Raw genomic sequence first — 22,287 nt, 5'->3', positions numbered from 1 at the left:
AGGCATGCTGTTAAAGGAACTCTCTTCATTAACCAGCCCTTTGTCTGACTTACAGCTTAATCAGCTGCAACAGGCAATCGCTGAGTTAAATCCAAATCAACTCGCTTGGGTGAGTGGATATCTTTCGGGTATTAGTCAAGGTGGTGCTGTTGTTGCAACGGGTGCCGTGAGTGCTGCAGCCGTTAGCGCCGCACCTGCTGGCCAGTTGACTGTGCTATTTGGCTCACAAACAGGCAATTCTAAAGGCGTTGCCGAAGAGCTGGCCGCAGCGGCCAAGGCGCAAGGGCTACCAGTTCAAGTTAAATCAATGGCCAACTACAAGGCAAAAGATTTAAAAACGGAAACCCACCTCATCATCGTGGTCAGTACCAATGGTGAAGGTGAAGCGCCTGATGATGCGATAGAGCTTCATGAACTACTAGGTTCTAAAAAAGCACCGAAGTTGCCTGAACTTAATTACGCAGTACTTGCGCTTGGTGATTCTAGTTACGAGTTTTTCTGTCAAACCGGTAAAGACTTCGATGAACGTTTAGCAGCAACTGGTGCGCAGAGTTTCCTTGAGCGTCTTGACTGCGACGTTGATTACGAAGCGCCAGCTAAAGAGTGGGGTGATAAAGCACTTAAGTTAGTCTCTGAAACGTTAGTGACTAGCGCTCAAACAGCTCCGGCTGCACAGGTATTCTCTGCGCCAGCGCCGCTTACCGCGAGCCAATACGATAAGAAAAACCCGTATACAGCAACCTTAGCAACCAATCAAAAAATCACGGGGCGTAACTCGCAAAAAGATGTTCGCCACTTTGAGATTTCTCTTGAAGATTCAGGCATTCAATATCGTGCCGGTGATGCGTTGGGTGTTTGGTTTGAAAATGACAGCGAATTAGTTGACCAAGTGGTTAAACAAGTCGGCCTTAGCGGTGATGAACAAGTTGAGGTTGATGGCGAGAAGGTATCACTACGCCAAGCCTTGATTAGCCATTATGAGTTAACCCAGTCATACCCTGGATTTGTGGAGAAATACGCCGAAATTTCAGGCAGTAAAAAGCTAGCGAAAATCGCAGCCGATAAAGCACAAGCGCGTGAATACGCTAATAGCCACCAAATCCTTGATATTTTAGCGGTGAAGAAAAATGCTTCCCTAACAGCGGAGCAACTTATCGCAATGTTACGCCGTATTACGCCGCGTTTATATTCAATTGCTTCCAGCCAAGCGGAAGTGGATGAAGAAGTTCACTTAACTGTTGGCATGGTTGAGTTTGAGAACGAGCAGGGCGAGCCTCGCAGCGGCGGTGCAACAGGCTTTTTGAAACGTCTAGAAGAAGGCGGCGAAGTGAAAGTGTTTGTCGAGCACAATGATAACTTCCGTTTACCAGCTAACCCTGAAACCCCAGTGATCATGGTGGGGCCTGGTACAGGCGTGGCACCATTTAGAGCCTTTATGCAAGAGCGTGATGCTCAAAGCGCGGGTGGTAAAAACTGGATGTTCTTTGGCGATCAAACCTTCACAGAAGATTTCCTATACCAAGTGGAATGGCGTGGCTACCTAGATTCAGGCCTGTTGACTAAGATGGATGTGGCTTTCTCTCGTGACCAAGAAGAAAAGGTTTATGTTCAGCACCGTTTATTAGAAAACGCTGCGCAAGTTTACCAATGGCTTGAAGACGGCGCCCATTTCTATATTTGTGGTGATGCCAATCGCATGGCTAAAGATGTCAACGATGCATTAGTTAAAATAGTACAAGAGCAAGGTAAGAAGAGCTTCGAAGAAGCTGAAGAATACGTAAGTGAGTTACGTCGTGCCAAGCGTTATCAGAGGGATGTTTACTAATGAGCTATCAGCCAAAACCCAGTCCAGACAATAGCCTTGATGGACGCGCGTTATCAGACAACGAACGCATTAAAACCGAAAGTGATTTTTTACGCGGCACCATTGCCGAAGCACTAGATGACCAAGTGTATGGTGGTTTTAGTCCAGACGATATTCAGCTAATCAAGTTCCATGGTCTATACCAGCAAGATGACCGTGACTTACGTGGCGAGCGTAAAAAGCAGAAATTAGACCCACGTCATAGTTTCTTATTACGCGCCCGTATGCCGGGTGGTATTTGTACGCCAGAGCAATGGCTACAAATTGATAAGTACGCGCAAGAGCGCACCATGGTAGGCAGTATTCGTTTAACAACGCGTCAAACCTTTCAATACCACGGCATTTTAAAGCGTAACTTACGGCCGATTTTCCAAGGCCTAGACGAAGTTGGTATTGACTCTATCTTTACTGCTGGTGACGTAAACCGTAATACCTTATGTACGTCTAACCCAGTGGAATCTGAATTCCATGCCGAGATGTACGAGCTGGCAAAACAAACCAGTGAGCACTTTTTACCAAATACCAAGGGATTTGCTGACCTTTGGTTAAACGGTGAAAAAGTAGCGAGTAACGAAGCTGAAAGTGAGCCACTTTACTCGAATGTTTACTTACCACGTAAGTTTAAAATTGCTTTTGTTATGCCGCCGCAAAACGACATCGACGTACATGCAAACGATATTAGCTTCGTTGCTATCGTACGTGATGGCGAGTTAGTGGGTTACAACGTGTTAGTGGGCGCGGGTCTTGGCCATACTCACGGCGATAAGCGAACGCACCCGCGTAAAGCTGATGACTTTGGTTTTATTGCCAAAAATGATGTGATTGCGATTGCTGAGGCGATTGTGACAGTACAGCGTGACTGGGGTAACCGTTGCGATCGTCATTTGTCAAAAACCAAATACACCATCGAGCGTGTGGGCGTAGAAGCGTTTAAAGCTGAAGTTGAAGGCCGCAGTGGCATCAAGTTTGCGCCAAGTGAAGACTACAAGTTTGAATACCGCGGCGATCGCATTGGTTGGATCAAAGGTATCGATAACAAATGGCATCTGACTCTGTTTATCGAAAACGGCCGTATACTGGACTTCCCTGGCAAGCCGTTAAAAACCGGTATGCGTGAAATAGCAAAAGTACACAAAGGTGACTTCCGTTTAACCGCTAACCAAAATTTAATTATTGCCGGTGTCGCTGAAAAAGATAAAGCGCAAATAGAGCAGTTAGCCGTTGAGCATGGTTTGAAAACCGAAGATTTAAGCAAACAGCGCGAAAACTCAATGGCGTGTGTATCGTTTCCAACGTGTCCTTTAGCAATGGCAGAAGCAGAGCGTTATCTACCGTGGCTAGTGACTCAAGTTGAAGGCATGCTTGATAAATACGGGGTTGCAGATGAGCATTTAGTGCTTCGTATTACCGGTTGTCCAAATGGTTGTGGCCGCGCCGCGCTGGCAGAATTTGGTTTAGTAGGAAAAGGCCCTGGTCGCTACAATATTTTATTGGGCGGTAATCGCGAAGGGACACGTATTCCAAAAACCTACTTGGAAAATGCGGATGAAACACAAATTCTAGATGAGCTTGATAGTTTGATAGGTCGCTGGGCAACTGAACGCAATCCAAATGAAGGATTTGGTGATTTTACTGTTCGCTCCGGCATTGTTGAAGAAGTAGTAGTAGCTTCACGGGATTTTTATGCCTAATTTGAATTTAGCAGAGTTACTTAAGCTTAATGCTGCAGAGCGTGTTTTAGCGTTGGCCGAGGTGAATGCTGAGCTTGAGACGATGACTGCTGTTGAACGCATTCAATGGGCGTTTGAAAACTTAGAGGGTGAGTTTGCCTTATCTTCTAGTTTTGGTATTCAAGCGGCAGTGTCATTGCACATGGTCAGTTCACAACGTGCGGATGTGCCAGTGATCTTAACGGACACTGGCTACTTGTTTCCTGAAACGTACCAATTTATTGATGAGCTAACTGAGCGTTTGGGCCTCAACCTTAAAGTGTATCGCGCAGCGCAAAGTGCCGCTTGGCAAGAAGCGCGTTACGGTAAACTTTGGGAGCAAGGTGTTGAAGGCTTAACGCGTTATAACCAGATCAATAAAGTAGAGCCAATGAAGCGTGCGATTAGCGAACTTAAAGTAAAAACTTGGTTCTCTGGTTTACGCCGTTCGCAATCGTCAAGTCGAGAAGGGCTACCTGTGCTGAGTGTACAAAACGGCTGCTTCAAGTTTTTACCAATTATTGACTGGACCAACAAAGACGTTCATTACTACCTAAAAGACTTTGATTTGCCATATCATCCACTATGGGATCAAGGTTATGTGTCGGTTGGCGATGTACAAACATCACGTCCACTAGAAGTGGGGATGAGTGAAGAAGATACTCGTTTCTTTGGCTTAAAACGTGAATGTGGTCTACATGAAGCAGACATTGAAGTTGATGGTAGCGGTATTTAATCAACTAATTGACTAAAAAGCGCCTTAGGGCGCTTTTTTATTGCGCAGTAAATGACGACCCGATTATTGTGATTTTATTTGCAGTGCAATGGCTCGGATAAAAGCTAAAATTAGCAGCGCGATCAACATCAACGCCCACTGAAATGGCCAAGTAATGGGCTCAAAGTGCATGAGCAAGCCAACAATGAAAGCCGAGCCGCCGACGACAAACGACCAGCCTTTCAAACGACACAGTTCCATGAGTAGCATAAACAGCGAAAAAGCGAGCCAATGCCATTGATTTACATGGTATAACAAGTCTTGCACAGGTAATATCCTCTATCATAAAACGGCACCTGATTATAAAAAGAAGTATTTTTATTCCTTTATGGAATAAAGAAGACCTTTATATTATTTTACGGGATATAGATCTCAATTTATAGTTGCACGAATTAAAGCAGTAAGGACGTCTATATGGATTATTTGCCTATTTTCACTAAGCTTGACCAACGCCAATGCCTTGTTATAGGTGGCGGTGAAGTGGCTGTTAGAAAAGTGCGCTTTTTATTAAAGGTGGGGGCAAAAGTCACGGTACATTCTCCAGTATTTTGCGATGAGCTATTAGGCTTAGAGAATGGCAACCTATCCTTAGTAGCACAAGCTTATACTGCAGCATCATTGCAGGGCGTTTGGCTAGTGATTGCTGCGACAGATAATCGCGCAGTGAACCAACAAGTGGCACAAGATGCCGAACAGTTGGGGATCTTTGCTAATGTGGTGGATGCACCTGAGTTAGGCTCGTTCATTATGCCCTCAATTGTGGATCGTTCGCCGATTATCGTGGCGGTTTCAAGTGGTGGAAATACGCCTGTATTAGCCAGACTTGTTCGCGCTAAATTAGAAGCGGTATTGCCAAACTATTTAGGCCCACTAGCACGTTTGGCCGGCGAGTTTCGTCATAAAGTGCAAAAATTGTTGCCCACAGTAGAAAGTCGCCGACGTTATTGGGAACAAATATTCAATGCGGGTGAAGTGGCCAGCTTGTTAGATAAAGGTAAACAAGATCAAGCTCGTGAGGTGATGACAGCGCAGTTATCAGATTTTAACCCGAAAGGGGAAGTGGCATTGGTCGGTGCTGGGCCTGGTGATCCATCTTTAATCACATTGAAAGCCTTACAATTGATGCAACAAGCTGATGTTGTTTTATATGATCAGCTTGTATCTGAGGAAACGCTATCATTAGTGCGACGCGATGCAAAGTTAGTGAATGTTGGTAAAGAAGCTGGCCGACATAGTGTGATCCAAGAAACCACTAATGAATTACTAGTGAAATACGCGCAGCAAGGTAATAAAGTCGTTCGCTTAAAAGGGGGGGACCCGTTTATCTTTGGTCGAGGTGGTGAAGAGTTAGAAGTACTGGTTGAACACGGCATTGACTTTCAAGTCGTACCTGGGGTTACCGCAGCATCGGGCTGTGCCAGTTATGCTGGCATCCCCCTAACGCATCGAGATCATGCTCAGTCAGTGGTTTTTGTGACAGGGCATTGTAAAGAACAAGGCCAGCCGATTGATTGGTCTTCTTTAGCGCGACCGCATCAAACCACTGTATTTTATATGGGCTTGATGCAATCGGAAAAAATTAAACAAAACTTAATGTTGAACGGACGTAGTGGTGAAACACCTGTCGCGATTGTGTCTAAAGGCACACGTACGGATCAGCATGTAATTACGGGGCAACTTGCACAGTTGGCTGACATGGCTCAAGGGGTGAAACCGCCTGCTTTGATCATCGTTGGTGAAGTGGTGAGTTTGGCTGACAAGCTGACTTGGTTTGGTGAACAAGCACCAACACCATATGCCCAATCTTTAGTTAATCTTGCCTAACGGAGTAGAAAATGGACCAACAAAGGTTAACACACCTTAAGCAGTTGGAAGCTGAGAGTATCCACATTATTCGTGAAGTGGCTGCCGAGTTTGACAACCCTGTGATGATGTACTCGATCGGTAAAGATTCATCAGTGATGCTGCATCTTGCCCGTAAAGCCTTTTATCCAGGTAAGATCCCGTTCCCGCTGTTGCACGTGGATACTACGTGGAAATTCAAAGAAATGATTGAGTTTCGCGATCGCACCGCAGAGAAGTACGGCTTTGACCTGTTAGTTCATAAAAACCCTGAAGGGTTAGCAATGAACATAAACCCTTTCGTGCACGGTAGCTCTAAGCATACCGATATCATGAAAACCCAAGGCTTAAAGCAAGCTTTAAATCACTATAAGTTTGATGCCGCATTTGGTGGCGCTCGCCGTGATGAAGAAAAATCACGCGCCAAGGAGCGAGTGTACTCATTCCGTGATAAGAACCATCGTTGGGATCCAAAAAACCAACGTCCTGAATTGTGGCGTACTTATAATGGCCAAGTAAACAAAGGTGAAAGTATTCGTGTTTTCCCATTGTCGAATTGGACCGAGCTGGACATCTGGCAATACATCTACTTAGAAAACATCGAAATCGTACCACTTTACTTGGCTGAAGAGCGCCCAGTGGTTGAACGTGACGGTACTTTAATTATGGTTGACGATGAGCGCATGCCATTAGAGCCTGGTGAAGTGCCTGAAATGAAGAAAGTACGCTTTCGTACCCTTGGCTGTTACCCACTAACGGGCGCCATTGAGTCAGAAGCGGGCTCGTTAACTGAAATCATCGAAGAAATGCTACTGGCGAAAACCAGTGAGCGTCAAGGTCGACTTATCGACAGTGACCAATCGGCATCGATGGAGCTGAAAAAGCGCGAAGGTTATTTCTAAGGGATCAGAATATGAATACGGTAATTGCAGAAGAAATTGGCAGTGTTGGTATTGAAGAATATTTAAACCAACAACAAAACAAAAGTTTATTACGTTTACTAACTTGTGGCAGCGTGGATGACGGTAAAAGCACCTTAATTGGCCGTCTGCTACACGACAGTGCGCAAATTTATGAAGATCAGTTAGCATCGCTACACACTGATAGCCAAAAAATGGGCACCACAGGTGAAGAGCTAGACTTAGCGCTACTGGTTGATGGTCTCGCGGCTGAGCGTGAACAAGGTATCACCATTGATGTTGCCTACCGTTACTTTTCAACGGCTAAGCGTAAGTTCATTATTGCTGACACCCCAGGACATGAGCAGTACACGCGTAACATGGCAACGGGTGCATCAACCTGTGAACTGGCCGTTATCTTAGTGGATGCACGTTACGGCGTGTTAACACAGACTAAACGTCACAGCTTTATTGCTTCTTTACTTGGTATTAAGCACTTTGTGGTAGCGATCAACAAGATGGACTTAGTTGATTTCTCAGAGGCGCGTTATGAAGAAATTAAAGCGAGCTATTTAGCGTTTGCAGAAGGTTTAGGTGAGCGTGACATTAAATTTGTACCGCTGTCTGCGCTTAAAGGTGACAATGTAGTAAGTCAAAGCCCAGCGATGCCTTGGTACCAAGATGCGCCATTATTGAGCATTTTAGAAGATGTACAAGTACAAGGTGAGTTGGTTGCACAAGACTTCCGTTTCCCGGTGCAGTATGTGAATCGTCCAAACCTTAACTTCCGTGGCTTTGCGGGTACGGTTTCAAGTGGCACGATAGCTAAAGGTGATGCGGTTACCGCTCTGCCTTCAGGTAAAAAATCAACAGTTAAGTCGATTGTAACGTTTGATGGTGAGCTAGATTCGGCATTTGCCGGTCAAGCAGTCACTATCACTTTAAATGACGAAATCGATATTAGTCGTGGTGATGTGATTGTTAAAACTGGCGCTGAAGCTGAATTAAGTAATGCGTTTGAAGCGAACTTGGTTTGGATGGCGGATGATGCCATGGTTCCCGGTCGTCAATATGACTTTAAACTGGCCAGTAAGAAAACCCCTGGTTACATCGAAAGTATTGCTTACAAAGTTGATGTTAATACCTTAGAGAAGTCGGATGCGAGCCAACTTGAGCTAAACGAGATAGCTTCTTGTACTGTTCACCTTGAAGAGCAAGTGGCATTTGATTTGTATCAAGACGTAAGGGACACCGGTGGTTTTATTGTCATTGACCGTTTAACCAATGTTACCGTTGGTGCCGGTATGATCACTAAATCAGCGACAGCGAAAGAGCAAAATCACGAGTTCAGTGAATTTGAGCTTGAGTTTAACTCATTGGTGCGTAAACACTTCCCACATTGGCAAGCGTTAGATATCAGTAAGTTAGCGGAGTAATGGATAATGGCGCTAAACCAGATAGGGATATTAGGTGTTTTAGCTGTACTAATAACGTTACTGATAACGTCTAGGTTAAAGCCTGCTCTGTTGTTTGGCGCAGCCATTGTTTTGTGTTATTTGGCCGGCATGCTCGAGTTATCGAGCATGATGGCTAACTTCTCTAACAGCTCCTTGTTGGTGTTGGTATTGCTGATGATTATTTCAGCAGCCATTGAAAAGACACGCTTAATTTCTTGGATCAGCCAGCAAATTTCCTCTGGAAGTTTGCTACAGGTGCTATTCAAGCTCGGTATATCGACGGCATTTTTGTCGTCGTTTACCAATAATACTGCGGTGGTGGCATCCTTAATCGGTGCCATCAAACGCAACGGTAATCATGCTCCTTCCCGCTTGCTCATTCCCCTTTCTTATTTTGCTATTTTTGGTGGCACATTAACCCTTATCGGTACATCGACAAACTTGATTGTAAATAGTTTTGTGGTTGACGCTGGCTTACCAAGCATCGGTTTTTTTGACTTTACTATCGTTGGCTTAGTGGCCTTTACTGTAGGGCTAGTAATGATCATGCTATTAAGCCCATCACTGCCTGATACCAAAGCAGAAGTAGTAGAAGAAGCTGATTATTTTCTTGAAGCGAAGGTGAATCCTGGTTCGCCCTTAATTGGTAAAACCATAACCGAAAACAATTTAAGAAATTTACAGCAACTTTATTTAGCGGAAATCATTCGTAAGGGGCAGCGTATTTGCCCAGTTTCGCCTGATGAAGCCCTGCAAGAAAGTGACATTTTATTATTTTGCGGTGCGGTACATAGTGTTGGAATATTGCAAGATATTCCTGGTTTAGACCTGTTTGCAGAAAATCAGCTCAAAGGCCAAAATTTAGTAGAGGTGATTGTTAGTCACAGCGCCGATATAAAAGGTAAAAGCATTAAAGAGTGCCACTTCCGTGAAGAATTTGACGCCGTAGTGGTGGCCATTCGCCGTGGTCACACACCACTACAAGGCGGCCTTGGTAATATTATTTTACGCGAAGGCGATACCTTAGTATTAGCGCCTGGACGCGACTTTTATAAGACGAAACGATTGAACCGTGAATTTGTTGTCGTCAGTGGTGTGGATGCCAGTACTCGTTTAGATAAGCTGCGCAGTGGCGGTGTGATGTTTGGCTTTGCAGCTGTGATTGCTTTGGCTGTGTTCGATGCCGTTCCTTTGCTCAAGGGATTATTAGTATTATTGATAGCCTGTTTATTGACAGGCACGATCACTTGGAACGAAGTTAAACGTCGCTTTCCATTTGAAATATGGGTTGTTGTAGGCTCAGCATTAACCTTAGCCCAGTTAATGACCAGCAGTGGTTTGGCAGACATGATGGGGAACTTCATGCATACCTATTTTGCCAACTGGGGGCTTATTGGCGCCTTGATTGCGGTGTATGTTTTCACTTGGTTGTTAACTGAAGTGATTACTAACAATGCCGCAGCAGCCTTGGCTTTCCCTATCGCATACAGCATTCCCGTTGGTTATGGGGTTGACCCCACCGCATTTATTATGGTGGTTATTTTTGCCGCTAGCTGTAGCTTTATTTCTCCTTATGGCTATCAAACCAACTTAATGGTCTATAGCGCAGGTAACTACCGTTTAAAAGATTACCTAAGAATTGGGATCCCTATTTCACTAGGGTATTCAATCACGGTTTTGTCGATGATCATTTGGTTATTCCCCTTTTAACACTTTTATTTATTAACAAGGACGCCCATGGCTGATGAAAACGTAGTGTGGCATGAACATGCCATTGATAAAAATACACGAAGCCAGCAAAAGAATCAGAAGGCTTGTGTATTGTGGTTTACTGGCCTAAGTGGTGCTGGTAAGTCGACGGTGGCTGGCGCAGTTGAACAACGTTTACATCAATTGGGCGTGCATACTTACTTACTTGATGGTGACAATGTGCGCCATGGCCTATGTGGCGACTTGGGTTTTTCTGATGATGATCGCAAAGAAAATATCCGCCGCGTGGGTGAAGTGGCTAAACTGATGGTGGATGCGGGCCTGATTGTGTTGACTGCATTTATTTCACCGCACCGCGCTGAGCGTCAAATGGTGCGAGAATTATTACCTGAAGGCGAGTTTGCTGAAGTTTATGTCGATGTGCCACTGGATATTTGTGAGCAGCGTGATCCGAAGGGATTGTATAAGAAGGCTCGTGCCGGAGAGATTACGAATTTTACCGGTATCGATTCTGTGTATGAAGCGCCGCAGAGTCCAGAAATTCAAGTAGAGAATGGCGAGCGTCCATTGTCTGAAGCAGTCGATCAAATCATTCAATATTTGGAGCAACATGGCTACATTAATCGATAAACCCATTGCTGATATTTGCAATATTGCACGTTTAGCAGGTGAGGCGATCCTTGAGATTTATCAGCGTGATTTTGAAGTGCAAACTAAGTCTGATGAGTCACCATTAACAGAAGCCGACTTGGCCGCACATAATGTAATTGTTAAAGGGCTTCAGGCGACGACACCTGATATCCCAATATTATCTGAAGAGGCGGCCGATATTAGCTGGCAAGAGCGCCAAACGTGGCAGACTTTTTGGTTAGTTGATCCCCTTGATGGCACCAAAGAGTTCATCAAAAAAAATGGTGAGTTCACGGTCAATATTGCGCTGATCCATAACAATAAGCCAGTGCTAGGTGTGGTATATGCGCCAGTATTAGATAAGCTGTACTTTGCTGATGAAAATGGTTCGTTCTTAACGGAAAATGGCGCGACACGTCGCCTGAAAGTTGTTGCACCTGCAGTGGGTGAAACGGTTAAAATTGTCGGTAGCCGCTCGCATCCCAGCCCAGACTTAGCGGAATATTTAACTCGCTTTGAACGCTACGAGATGGTACCTGTAGGCAGCTCGTTAAAGTTTTGCATGGTAGCAGAAGGTGTCGCTCACATTTATCCTCGTTTAGGGCCTACCATGAATTGGGATACAGGTGCAGGGCATTGTGTGGCAGAGCAAGCAGGGGCAACGGTGTGTCAACTTGATGGCAGTGCATTGCTTTATAATCATCAGGAATCCCTGTTAAACCCTTATTTTGAAGTAAAATAAGGGTTAGTCCGAATTTAAAATAATTCAGGCACAAAATTCTGACTGTCTAGAGGCGCGCGGAGATATTTCTCTTGCGCCTTTTTGTTTAATGGCGGTAAAACAATTTCTTTGGCGGGTAAAGCTTGATAATCAATTTGACTAAGCAAGTGGCTAATGCAATTGAGTCGCGCGCTTTTTTTGTTATCTGAATTGACTACCCACCATGGATTAGAAGTGGTGTCGGTATATGCAAACATTTCATCTTTAGCTTCTGAATAAGCAGCCCAGCGGCTACGCGATTCAAGATCCATGGGGCTAAATTTCCAACGTTTTAAGGGGTCATTAATACGATCCAGAAAACGCCTTTCTTGCTCCTCATCGGAAACTGAAAACCAGTACTTAATTAAAATAATGCCAGATTGTGTCAACATGCGTTCAAATTTAGGGCAAGAGTGCAGAAAATCGCGATATTGTTCCTCGTCGCAAAACCCCATGACTCTTTCTACGCCGGCTCGGTTATACCAGCTACGGTCAAATAGTACGATCTCTCCACCTGCTGGCAGATGTGCCACATAGCGTTGAAAATACCACTGACTTTTTTCTCGGTCATTTGGCGCGGGCAGGGCGGCAATGCGGCATACCCTAGGGTTAAGCTTTTCTGTAATGCGCTTGATTACTCCTCCTTTACCTGCAGCATCACGGCCTTCAAATAGCACTACTACCTTAAGCTGATGTTCGACTACCCATTTTTGCAGCATCACTAACTCAGTTTGTAGCTTGAGCAGCGTTCGTTCATATTTTTTCTTTGATGGTTTTTTCATCTCTCACCCTAGCGCTTTATAACTGACTGTTTAGTCTGATATTAACTATACTGTAAATATTTTTGTGCCTATATTTATACTAGTATAGGTAATGGCATCCAGTTGTTAGGCTAAGTAAGATAGGTGATTATGAGGGTTCTATTGCATCGTTTTTGGTGTTGTGCTTGTTTGTTAGCCTTGTTATCGAGCGAAATAGGCTCTGCTCAAACATTGTTTTCATGGATTGATGAAAAGGGCGTGATCCACTATACCGATAAGCCACCTGCGCCAGAGGTACGGTTAAATAAACGTTTTATGGAATTTGAGATCAGCTTAGAAACACAGCCCGTTACTGCAAATTCAACGAGACAGTCACAACAGGTCTATCAGCCCGTTGGCGAGTTAGATGATGTGTTTTCATTGCATCAAGATTTATCCCCTAGCTGTCGCTGGATCGCCAAGCGCATCGCTTTACTTGAAGCATTGATGGAACAGCAGGCGAGTGAATATGACAAGATCCTTAAGGTTGAGGTTTCAAAACGCCAACAAGATTGGCTTGAGCAGAGCTGTTTTTCAGCGTTTAAATAACTGGGTGGTAGTGCATTTGTAATAGCGGAGTCGTTAGAAACTAGATGAAACGGTTTAAGTGATTATTTTTAAGGTAAAAAAAACCCTGCTTGGTTAAGCAGGGTTAAAAAAACAAGGAATAGTTTAACAAGTATCGTCTACTCATTAGCATTAAGCGCTCACATCCTATGCCACTTAATGGAAAACTCATCTTACCTGCACTGCAATTCACTTCATGAGTGCCTGTATTGGCTTGCTAAGCAATACATCGATAAATGATATGGGCGCATGTTAATGTGATGAATCTCACAATGCAAGCCAAAAATGTAATTTAATCACTTATTAGCTGGCCATTTTATGCAATTAATAAGGTCGGATGAGCTAAGTTAGCCAAAACTCATGCTTTATGATGAAACTATATTACAAGTTAAACTTCATTAGGGGCGTGCAGTTCTTCGATTTCTAATAAGTTTATGGCCACTGCAACAAAATCGGTATCGGTGATGATACCTAAAAGTTTTTCCTTCCTGACTACCGGTAGACAACCAAATCTGTGCTGCTGGATATAAATGGCAGCGCTTTTAACACTGGCTTTTGGATCAACTGTGGTTAAATTTCTCGTCATAATTTGAGCAATGGTTATCTTAGTCCAAGGCGCATTGTCGCCTGTGTCCTTAATCACGCTTGATTGCTTCGCTGCGAGTAGATCTCGTTCCGAAATTAAACCCACCAGTTGCTCTGCTTCGTTGACTATGGGGATATGTCGTATGCGCTTATCAGCCATAAACTTGGCCGCGTCGCCAAGGGTATCTTGAGGGCTAAGGGTGTGTAAGCTCGTGCTCATGATATCGGCTACAGTAATCATAGTGAACCCTCCTATTACATTACTTTAAATCTAGTCAATGGCAGATATTTTGCTGTTGATCTTTATCATGTTTGCATAATTATTTGTTTTTAAATCATTACTCCTTTCAGTCTATGGATTGCTTGGTGCTATGGGCAATTGAATATTGACCTTTAAATTATGCTAGTGAGATACCGCTATTGCACTTTACGCCTAAGCTTAAACATAAGCAGGCAAAGGAGATAGGCTAATGCTTAAATGTTTAAGACATGGCGTGTTGATCCGAATAACGGCAGCGTTAACTATTAGCTTTTGTTTGGTTGGTGCTGGCGCAATAGCACCAAGAATCGTCGGTGGCCAAACCGTCACACAGCCTAACACTGGGATCGTCAGTTTGCAGGTATGGCGAGACGGTGTTTTGTATCACTTTTGCGGCGCTACCTTAATTTCTCCTCATTGGTTATTAACAGCGGCACACTGCGTCAACGCAGAATCTCAGGATGCTAATCGTGATGGCATTGAAGACTATCCCCTCGAAATATTTTACAGCGGTGTTAAGTTAAGTGACTCAGGTGATTACAGTCGACGCGCTAACATTGATCGGGTACTGATTCACCCGAACTTTAATGCCAGCCGCTTGAATGATGATATTGCCTTACTTTATGTGGCTGAGCCTATCAATAGCTTTATTACTGCCCTTGGAACAGGTAATTTGTCCCAGTTTAGTATTGGCAATACCTTGTTTGAAGCGCAAGGTTGGGGAGCCGATAACCAAGCAGGAAATCATTATCCGAATCAGCTCAAATCGGTTTTTTTACCCTATCAACCTTGTCCTTATGGCTATGTTTCGGATTCTGTATTCTGTGCGGGCGGTGAGGTATTACAAGATACTTGCTTTGGTGATTCAGGAGGTCCTGTATTAGCAGAAACTGATACAGGACGACAACAATTTGGCATTGTTAGTTTTGGCGCAGCCGACGCGTGTGGGCTAGCCGGGCTGCCAGCGGCGTTTACTTTTGTACCAGATTATTTGGAGTGGATTAATGCTCAGCGTCAAGGTCTGTTATTCAGTAATGCCCCTATTTTTACTGACGAACAGTTAGTGCAGAAGGTATCAATATTTAACCCGACAAATGAGGCGCTCACTGTTACTCAAATCGTGCAAGAAGGCTCGACCGCGTTGGCATTGAATAACGAAGCTTGTCTCGGTCAAGTGTTGGCACCGGCGCAAAGTTGTGACTTACTACTAACCCTAGCTGGTAGCCCAGATGATATTTATTTGGTTAGTATTTCCGCATACGCTTCAGACGGTTCGCTGGCGCGATTAGCTTTTAGCATTGCAGTTAATGCGGATAACACGATCGCTGAACAGCAAGGGCTGTCGGGCGGCGGGGGCACAATAGGCTTTTTATGGCTTAGTGGGCTTGCTTTACTGACTCTTTATCGTCGAACTGTGCTATCAACTCGGCTTAACTGAGCTGAGAATACTTGATATTAAGCGGGCTGCAGCCTAGACTAGCGGCCTTCTTTTGTGATGGTATGCAGTAATGAAAGTAGCCGATTTTTCTTTTGAACTCCCTCCTGAGTTAATAGCGCGATATCCTAATCCAGAGCGCAGTTCTAGCAGATTGTTAGCTTTAGACGGGAATACAGGTGTCGTAGCGCATAAAAACTTCACCGATATTGTGGATTTACTGTCTGCTGGCGATCTATTAGTGTTTAACGATACCCGCGTGATCCCCGCGCGGATGTTTGGCCAAAAAGAGTCTGGTGGAAAATTGGAAGTATTGGTTGAACGTGTGCTTGACGACAAACGCTTTCTTGCCCATGTTCGCTGTTCAAAGTCGCCAAAGCCCGGAAACAAACTACTGCTTGAAGGCACCGTCAATGCAACGATGCTGCAACGTCATGATGCGCTGTTTGAGATTGAAATTAATGACGAGCGTAATGTACTGGAAGTATTGGAAAGTATCGGCCATATGCCGCTACCACCCTATATCGACCGTCCTGACGAAGACTCCGATAAAGAGCGTTACCAAACGGTTTATAACAAAAAACCAGGCGCTGTCGCCGCGCCCACTGCAGGCTTGCACTTTGATGATAAGTTACTGCAAACCTTGAAAGACAAAGGTGTTGATCAAGCTTTTGTTACCTTACATGTTGGCGCAGGTACGTTTCAGCCAGTGAAGGTTGACAATGTGCTTGAGCACAAAATGCATTCGGAATATGCGGAAGTGCCAGCCGAAGTGATGGAAAAAATCATCGCCACTAAAGCACGTGGTGGCCGTGTGATTGCTGTGGGCACCACATCGGTTCGCTCTCTTGAAAGTGCTGCACAAGCCACTCTTGCTCAAGGGAAACCTCTTGCGCCATTTTTCGACGACACGCAAATTTTTATTTACCCAGGTTATGAATTTCAATTAGTGGACGCCATGATCACTAATTTTCATCTACCTGAGTCTACTTTGATCATGTTGGTGTCTGCATTTGCTGGGTTTGATAACATCATGCCTGCTTACGCCACGGCGATTGAACAGAAGTATCGCTTCTTTAGCTATGGTGATGCCATGTTTTTAACCCGTAAAACCCTAAAATAATCGAGAGCTCACTCTCTCTTAACTAACCAAATTTCAATCGGACTGTTTTTCTGATTTGAAGAGGTAATAATGAAATACGAACTATTAAACACTGACGGCCGCGCTCGTCGAGGTCGTCTGGTTTTTGAACGAGGCACGGTAGAAACCCCCGCATTTATGCCTGTTGGTACTTATGGCACTGTAAAAGGGATGACCCCAGAAGAAGTGGCGGCAACAGGCGCACAAATTTTATTAGGTAACACCTTTCATTTATGGTTACGTCCAGGCCAAGCGGTAATGCGTAAACATGGCGATCTGCACGATTTTATGAATTGGCAGGGGCCTATATTGACGGATTCAGGCGGTTTCCAAGTATTTAGCTTAGGCGACATTCGTAAAATCACTGAAGAGGGGGTGCATTTTCGCAATCCAGTTAATGGTGAAAAAATCTTCCTAAGCCCTGAAGGCTCAATGGATATTCAATACGATCTCGGCTCAGACATCGTGATGATATTTGATGAATGCACGCCGTATCCGGCCACGGAAGCAGAAGCGGAAAAGTCGATGCAGCTGTCATTGCGCTGGGCTAAACGTAGCCGCGAGCAATTTGACGCGAAACAAAACCCCAATGCGTTATTTGGCATTATTCAAGGTGGCGTGTATGAGCATTTACGTGACGTTTCTCTAGATGGCCTAACTAACATTGGCTTTGATGGCTATGCGATTGGTGGTCTTGCGGTAGGTGAACCAAAAGAAGACATGCACCGCATTCTTGAGCACATAGCGCCGAAGATTCCTGCTGACAAACCACGTTACTTAATGGGTGTAGGCAAACCTGAAGACTTGGTAGAAGGGGTTCGCCGCGGCGTTGATATGTTTGATTGCGTGATGCCAACGAGAAATGCGCGTAACGGACATTTGTTTACCAGTGAGGGTGTGGTAAAAATCCGCAACGCTAAGCATCGCGAAGATATCAACACATTAGATAAAGAATGTGACTGTTACACTTGTAAAAACTATTCTCGTGCATATTTATATCATTTAGATAAGTGTAATGAGATCCTTGGTGCACGGTTAAATACTATTCATAACCTGCGTTATTACCAACGTTTAATGGAAGGTTTGCGCAACGCCATTGAGCAAGGTAAATTAGACGAGTTTGTGATTGAATTTTACGGGAAGATTGGTAAGCCGGTCCCCCCTTTAGAAGAAAAATAATTTTTAAATAAGAACGAGGAATAAAAATGAGCTTTTTGATTTCAAATGCCTATGCAGCTCCAGCCGCCGGTGCCGAGGGTGGTGGCATGTCGATGATTTTTATGTTGGTGGTATTTGCTGCCATTTTCTACTTCATGATCTTTCGCCCGCAAAACAAACGTGTAAAAGAGCATAAAAACTTGATGTCGTCACTGTCAAAAGGAGATGAAGTGTTGACGCAAGGTGGTTTGGTTGGTCGTATTGTGAAAGTATCAGATGAAAATGATTACATCACAATTGAGTTAAACGAGAACAATCAAGTTGTTATTAAAAGAGACTTTGTTAGTGCTATCTTGCCTAAAGGTACGCTGAAATCTCTATAAGTCTACAAGGACGTTTATAGTGTTAAACAAATATCCGTTGTGGAAGTACATTATGGTGATCTGTGTGATCACCATAGGTTTACTTTATGCAACTCCCAACCTTTACGGTGAGGATCCTGCCGTACAAGTATCGGGCAAACGTGGCGCAGAAGTTGAACTGAGCACCGTGGGCCAAATTAACGATGCACTCTCTCAAGCTAATATCGCGGTAAAAAGCGCTGCTCTTGAAGAAGGCAAATTTTTAGTTCGCTTAGTCAATCGTGATGACCAGTTAAAAGCAAAAGAGCTTATCTCTGAGCTATTAGGTGCTCAATTCACCACTGCATTAAATTTAGCACCGGCTACACCAGCTTGGCTTGAAGCGCTTGGCGCTGGCCCGCTTAAATTAGGTTTAGATTTACGTGGTGGTGTTCACTTCTTAATGGAAGTGGACATGGATGCCGCTATTGCTAAAGCTAAAGAACAAATGGTCAGTGATTTTCGCTCTGAGTTACGTGAAGAGAAAATCCGCTATCGCGGTGTGCGTGAAGATGCACAAAATAATGGGGTGATCTTGCGTTTTGCCGATGAAGCAACACGTGGTGAGGCGGAGACTTTCCTAAAGCCTAAATACCCAGGTTTTGTGTTTGAAGATGATGAAAGTGAAGGCGTTTACTTATTAAAAGTTTCAATGAGTGAAGATAAGCTTAAAGAAACCAAGAATTACGCCCTTGAGCAAAACATTACCATCATACGTAACCGTGTCAACCAACTGGGCGTTGCTGAGCCGCAAGTACAGCGTCAAGGCTCTGATCGTATCGTTGTTGAGTTACCAGGGGTGCAAGACACGGCACAAGCGAAAGAAATTCTTGGCGCAACCGCGATGCTCGAGTTTCGTTTAGTTGATGATAAAACCGATGTTCGTGATGCCGTTGCGGGTCGTTTACCATCAACATCGCAGGTTTATAAGAACCGTGATGGTCAACCTTATGTATTACAAAAGCAAATTATGCTGACCGGTGATCATATTGTAGGTGCTCGCTCAAGCATGGATGAATACAGTCGTCCTCAAGTAAATATTGATTTGGACTCACAAGGCGGCTCAAAAATGTCCCGTGTGACCAAAAATAATATTAATAAGCCGATGGCAACCTTATTTATTGAATGGCTACCGACGGGTAAAGAAGACGAAAACGGCAAGCGTAAGCTGGTTAAACACGAAGAAATTATCAACGTGGCAACTATTCAGGCGCAACTAGGTCGAAGCTTTCGTATTACTGGCATTGATAACCCTGCTGAAGCACATAATTTAGCATTACTATTGCGTGCGGGTGCTTTGATTGCGCCGATTCAAATTGTTGAAGAGCGTACTATTGGTCCAAGTATGGGTCAGCAAAATATCGATAACGGTATGGCGGCGATGATGTACGGTATGGCTGCTGTGGTTATTTTTATGGCGATTTACTACCGCGCATTTGGCTTAGTGGCGAATGTGGCGCTGTTGATCAATATAGTGATGATTGTCGGGATCATGTCGATGGTGCCGGGCGCAACATTAACCTTACCAGGTATTGCAGGTATTGTACTGACTGTTGGTATGGCAGTGGACGCGAACGTACTGATATTCGAACGTATACGGGAAGAATTGCTGGATGGTAAGAGTGTGCAGAAAGCCATTAACGAAGGTTATGGTAATGCGTTTTCAACCATTGCTGATGCCAATATTACGACCTTGATTACGGCATTTATCTTATTTGCGGTTGGTACCGGTCCCGTTAAAGGCTTTGCTGTTACCTTGATGATCGGTATTGCGACTTCAATGTTTACCTCTATTGTCGGTACTCGCGCTATCGTTAACCTGCTTTGGGGCGGTAAACGTCTGAAGAAGCTATCGATTTAACAGGAAGTATCAATTATGTTTCAAATATTAAAACCAGGCGATACGATCCGCTTCATGCGATATGCTAAACCAGCGTCATTTCTGTCGTTGTTTTTAGTCGTGCTTGCAATCGGCATTATCTCAGTTAAAGGATTTAACTGGGGCTTGGACTTTACTGGCGGTACGTTGATTGAAGTGGGTTTTGAACAGCCCGCGGATTTAGATCAAGTACGTGATGTGCTAACTGATAATGGCTTCCCAGGCGCCATTGTGCAGCATTTTGGTAGTACCAAAGAGGTGATGGCGAGGGTTGCTCCACTTGAAGGTGTAAAAGGTGAAGTAATCGGTCAGCAAATTCTGGCTGCACTGAAGACCAACATAGATCAAGGCGTAGAAATGCGTCGTATTGAGTTTGTTGGCCCAAATGTCGGAGCTGAGCTAGCGGAAAATGGTGGTCTTGCGATTATTGTCGCGTTAGCCTGTATCTTGCTTTATGTGAGCATGCGCTTTGAGTGGCGTTTAGCACTGGGCTCGGTAGCAGCTCTAGGCCATGACGTTATTTTAACACTTGGTGTTTTTTCACTGTTTCAATTAGAGTTTGATTTAACAGTGTTAGCTGCGGTGTTAGCGGTAGTGGGTTACTCACTCAACGATACTATTGTTGTATTTGACCGTATTCGTGAGAACTTTCGCCGTGTGCGTAAGGGTGGGCCAAAAGAGATTGTGGATATTTCGCTGACACAAACCCTTAGTCGTACCTTAATTACATCGGGCACTACATTATTCGTATTGATTGCCTTGTTCTTAAAAGGTGGCGCGATGATCCATGGTTTTGCTACGGCATTACTAGTGGGTATCTTTGTCGGTACTTATTCATCGGTTTACGTTGCTAGTGCTCTAGCCATTGCTTTGGGCATTTCCCGTGAGCATATGATCCCCGTTGAAATTGAAAAAGAAGGTGCTGATCAAGAGCCAGTGGTTTAGGTCAATAAGTATCAGTTTCTGACAAAACCCGCTGCGGCGGGTTTTTTTATTATGACTATTCGGGGTAATATTTGGATAGACATACGATGCTCATTATCGTTATTTTGCTTAACTGCTAACTTAAGTTAGCCACCCATACGCAACACATTACCGTTGTTTGGAACATTTTAATAAGGACTTTTATGCAGCACAGCACACGATTTTTAACGTTAGTGGATCAAGCTCGCGCGCAAATTCAAGAAACGGACATCCCGACCGTTAAGGCTTGGCTAGATGCCGGTAAGGAATTTGTGCTGATTGATAATCGAGAAGAAAGTGAATGGGCCAAAGGGCATATTCCCTGCGCAATTTATTTAGGACGCGGGATATTAGAGCGCGATATTGAGCAACGTTGTCCTGATTTAGCAACAGAGATAGTTGTTTATTGCGGCGGCGGCTATCGTTCTGCTTTGTCGGTCGAAAACTTGCAGAAAATGGGCTATACCAAGGTGATTAGTATGGATGGTGGTTTTCGTGGTTGGAAAGAAGCGGGCCATGAGATAGCTGAGTAAGTGTAATAGCGACAGGCATAAAAAAAGGCGCGATTGCGCCTTTTTGTTATCATCAGCAATATAAATAATTAACGGCTGATTGATTCTGTCAAATGTGGGCGAATTTTACCCAGCATTTGTTTTACTACCTTAGGGCTACCTGCTACTAGGTTACCTGATTTAAGATATTCATGGTTACCAGCAAAGTCAGTCACAATCGCGCCAGCCTCTTTAGCAATCAGTTCACCTGCTGCGAAATCCCAAGGCTTAAGGCCAAGCTCCCAGAAACCATCATAACGGCCAGCGGCCACATAAGCGAGATCTAGCGCTGCAGAGCCAGCACGACGCATATCCGCGACTTCAGTGAATAAATCGGCAAAAATAGCCATGTACGACTCACTATGATGCTTTTGCTTAAATGGGAAGCCTGTTGCGAGCAAAGTGCCCTTAAGGTCTTTTGCGTTAGTCGTACGGATACGATAACCATTTAATTGTGCGCCTGAGCCTCGAGTGGCTGCGAATAACTCGTTATTGATAGGGTCGAAAACAACACCTTGCTCAGTTTTACCTTTTACACGAAGGGCAATAGAGACGGCAAAGTGTGGGATACCACGAACAAAATTAGAAGTGCCATCTAGTGGATCGATAACCCATTGGTAGTCAGTTTCGCTACCAGCTAGCTCGCCGCTTTCTTCTGCCACAATGCAGTGGTCAGGATACGATTTGCGAATGGTATTGATAATTGCTAACTCAGCCTCTTTATCAACATTGGTTACAAAATCGTTTGAACCTTTTTGTTCTACTTCAACTTTTTCAAGTTGTTCATAAGCTTTAGCAATTACATTACCTGCGTTACGTGCTGCACGTACCGCGATATTTAGCATAGGATGCATATCGGATTCACCACTAGATGTTAAAGAACGTTGTATAAAATTACGGCG

The 22,287-nt window shown here is 44.3% G+C and carries 21 protein-coding genes; 17 read left to right on the top strand and 4 right to left on the bottom strand.

Going from position 1 to position 22,287, the window contains the following annotated elements; all coding sequences use genetic code 11:
- Positions 1 to 4 precede the first annotated feature (4 nt).
- The 3 genes from Q4519_RS02230 to Q4519_RS02220 are packed head-to-tail and all read left to right on the top strand — an operon-like array spanning position 5 to position 4,309.
- Positions 5 to 1,825, top strand: a complete 1,821-nt coding sequence (locus tag Q4519_RS02230; protein ID WP_303509034.1) for an assimilatory sulfite reductase (NADPH) flavoprotein subunit — start codon at positions 5 to 7, stop codon at positions 1,823 to 1,825.
- The gene (cysI, locus tag Q4519_RS02225) at positions 1,825 to 3,555 is read left to right on the top strand and encodes an assimilatory sulfite reductase (NADPH) hemoprotein subunit (protein WP_303509031.1); all 1,731 of its coding nucleotides are present in this window, start codon (positions 1,825 to 1,827) and stop codon (positions 3,553 to 3,555) included. The genes Q4519_RS02230 and cysI overlap by 1 nt, the downstream gene beginning before the upstream one ends.
- Positions 3,548 to 4,309 (top strand): phosphoadenylyl-sulfate reductase, encoded by a 762-nt coding sequence (locus Q4519_RS02220; protein ID WP_233052090.1) that lies wholly within the window; start codon positions 3,548 to 3,550, stop codon positions 4,307 to 4,309. The genes cysI and Q4519_RS02220 overlap by 8 nt, the downstream gene beginning before the upstream one ends.
- Positions 4,310 to 4,372: 63 nt before the next feature.
- On the opposite strand, the gene Q4519_RS02215 is transcribed toward Q4519_RS02220, so the two are convergent.
- On the bottom strand, positions 4,373 to 4,615 hold the full coding sequence (locus Q4519_RS02215; RefSeq protein ID WP_303509025.1) for a hypothetical protein: 243 nt from the start codon (positions 4,613 to 4,615) through the stop codon (positions 4,373 to 4,375).
- Positions 4,616 to 4,762: 147 nt separating this feature from the next.
- Between Q4519_RS02215 and cysG the strand changes: the two genes are divergently transcribed.
- Genes cysG through cysQ form a run of 6 tightly spaced genes read left to right on the top strand, consistent with a single transcriptional unit; the run spans position 4,763 to position 11,628 of the window.
- Positions 4,763 to 6,172, top strand: a complete 1,410-nt coding sequence (gene cysG / locus Q4519_RS02210; RefSeq protein WP_303509023.1) for a siroheme synthase CysG — start codon at positions 4,763 to 4,765, stop codon at positions 6,170 to 6,172.
- A gap of 11 nt (positions 6,173 to 6,183) precedes the next feature.
- Positions 6,184 to 7,092, top strand: coding sequence for a sulfate adenylyltransferase subunit CysD (gene cysD / locus Q4519_RS02205; protein ID WP_232802730.1), 909 nt, complete (start codon positions 6,184 to 6,186; stop codon positions 7,090 to 7,092).
- An 11-nt stretch (positions 7,093 to 7,103) separates the two neighbouring features.
- Positions 7,104 to 8,525, top strand: a complete 1,422-nt coding sequence (gene cysN, locus Q4519_RS02200; protein WP_232802729.1) for a sulfate adenylyltransferase subunit CysN — start codon at positions 7,104 to 7,106, stop codon at positions 8,523 to 8,525.
- 6 nt (positions 8,526 to 8,531) lie between these two features.
- Entirely contained in the window at positions 8,532 to 10,256 is a 1,725-nt protein-coding gene (locus Q4519_RS02195) for an SLC13 family permease (RefSeq protein WP_232802728.1), read from the top strand.
- Positions 10,257 to 10,283: 27 nt separating this feature from the next.
- A complete protein-coding gene (cysC, locus tag Q4519_RS02190; RefSeq protein ID WP_303509016.1) occupies positions 10,284 to 10,886 on the top strand; it encodes an adenylyl-sulfate kinase in 603 nt (200 codons plus the stop codon).
- Entirely contained in the window at positions 10,867 to 11,628 is a 762-nt protein-coding gene (gene cysQ / locus Q4519_RS02185) for a 3'(2'),5'-bisphosphate nucleotidase CysQ (protein WP_303509014.1), read from the top strand. The genes cysC and cysQ overlap by 20 nt, the downstream gene beginning before the upstream one ends.
- A 14-nt stretch (positions 11,629 to 11,642) precedes the next feature.
- On the opposite strand, the gene ppk2 is transcribed toward cysQ, so the two are convergent.
- Entirely contained in the window at positions 11,643 to 12,428 is a 786-nt protein-coding gene (ppk2, locus tag Q4519_RS02180) for a polyphosphate kinase 2 (protein WP_303509012.1), read from the bottom strand.
- A 129-nt stretch (positions 12,429 to 12,557) separates the two neighbouring features.
- Here ppk2 and Q4519_RS02175 point away from each other — a divergent pair, with 129 nt between their 5' ends.
- Positions 12,558 to 12,995, top strand: a complete 438-nt coding sequence (locus Q4519_RS02175; protein ID WP_232802724.1) for a DUF4124 domain-containing protein — start codon at positions 12,558 to 12,560, stop codon at positions 12,993 to 12,995.
- Between the two features lie 406 nt (positions 12,996 to 13,401).
- On the opposite strand, the gene Q4519_RS02170 is transcribed toward Q4519_RS02175, so the two are convergent.
- On the bottom strand, positions 13,402 to 13,839 hold the full coding sequence (locus Q4519_RS02170) for a CBS domain-containing protein (RefSeq protein ID WP_232802723.1): 438 nt from the start codon (positions 13,837 to 13,839) through the stop codon (positions 13,402 to 13,404).
- 229 nt (positions 13,840 to 14,068) lie between these two features.
- Between Q4519_RS02170 and Q4519_RS02165 the strand changes: the two genes are divergently transcribed.
- The 7 genes from Q4519_RS02165 (at position 14,069) to Q4519_RS02135 (ending at position 21,367) form a co-directional block, all read left to right on the top strand.
- Positions 14,069 to 15,295 carry a trypsin-like serine protease gene (locus tag Q4519_RS02165; RefSeq protein WP_303509005.1) on the top strand — a complete coding sequence of 409 codons (1,227 nt, stop codon included), beginning with the start codon at positions 14,069 to 14,071 and terminating at the stop codon, positions 15,293 to 15,295.
- Between the two features lie 70 nt (positions 15,296 to 15,365).
- Positions 15,366 to 16,415 carry a tRNA preQ1(34) S-adenosylmethionine ribosyltransferase-isomerase QueA gene (queA, locus tag Q4519_RS02160; RefSeq protein ID WP_303509002.1) on the top strand — a complete coding sequence of 350 codons (1,050 nt, stop codon included), beginning with the start codon at positions 15,366 to 15,368 and terminating at the stop codon, positions 16,413 to 16,415.
- A gap of 69 nt (positions 16,416 to 16,484) precedes the next feature.
- A complete protein-coding gene (gene tgt, locus Q4519_RS02155) occupies positions 16,485 to 17,612 on the top strand; it encodes a tRNA guanosine(34) transglycosylase Tgt (protein WP_303508999.1) in 1,128 nt (375 codons plus the stop codon).
- A gap of 26 nt (positions 17,613 to 17,638) precedes the next feature.
- A complete protein-coding gene (yajC, locus tag Q4519_RS02150; RefSeq protein ID WP_232802719.1) occupies positions 17,639 to 17,974 on the top strand; it encodes a preprotein translocase subunit YajC in 336 nt (111 codons plus the stop codon).
- Between the two features lie 19 nt (positions 17,975 to 17,993).
- On the top strand, positions 17,994 to 19,853 hold the full coding sequence (gene secD, locus Q4519_RS02145; protein WP_303508994.1) for a protein translocase subunit SecD: 1,860 nt from the start codon (positions 17,994 to 17,996) through the stop codon (positions 19,851 to 19,853).
- A gap of 15 nt (positions 19,854 to 19,868) precedes the next feature.
- Positions 19,869 to 20,816 carry a protein translocase subunit SecF gene (secF, locus tag Q4519_RS02140; protein WP_303508992.1) on the top strand — a complete coding sequence of 316 codons (948 nt, stop codon included), beginning with the start codon at positions 19,869 to 19,871 and terminating at the stop codon, positions 20,814 to 20,816.
- A 182-nt stretch (positions 20,817 to 20,998) separates the two neighbouring features.
- Positions 20,999 to 21,367, top strand: coding sequence for a rhodanese-like domain-containing protein (locus Q4519_RS02135; RefSeq protein WP_303508989.1), 369 nt, complete (start codon positions 20,999 to 21,001; stop codon positions 21,365 to 21,367).
- A gap of 68 nt (positions 21,368 to 21,435) precedes the next feature.
- Here the strand turns inward: Q4519_RS02135 and suhB are convergent, their stop codons facing one another.
- Entirely contained in the window at positions 21,436 to 22,239 is an 804-nt protein-coding gene (suhB, locus tag Q4519_RS02130; protein ID WP_232802715.1) for an inositol-1-monophosphatase, read from the bottom strand.
- Positions 22,240 to 22,287 lie beyond the last annotated feature (48 nt).

It is taken from the genome of Motilimonas sp. 1_MG-2023, assembly GCF_030547455.1.
Classification (GTDB): Bacteria; Pseudomonadota; Gammaproteobacteria; order Enterobacterales; family CBDFNC01; genus Motilimonas.
The sequence above is the reverse complement of the archived record's forward strand: the minus strand, read 5'-3'. Positions and strand labels throughout refer to the sequence as shown.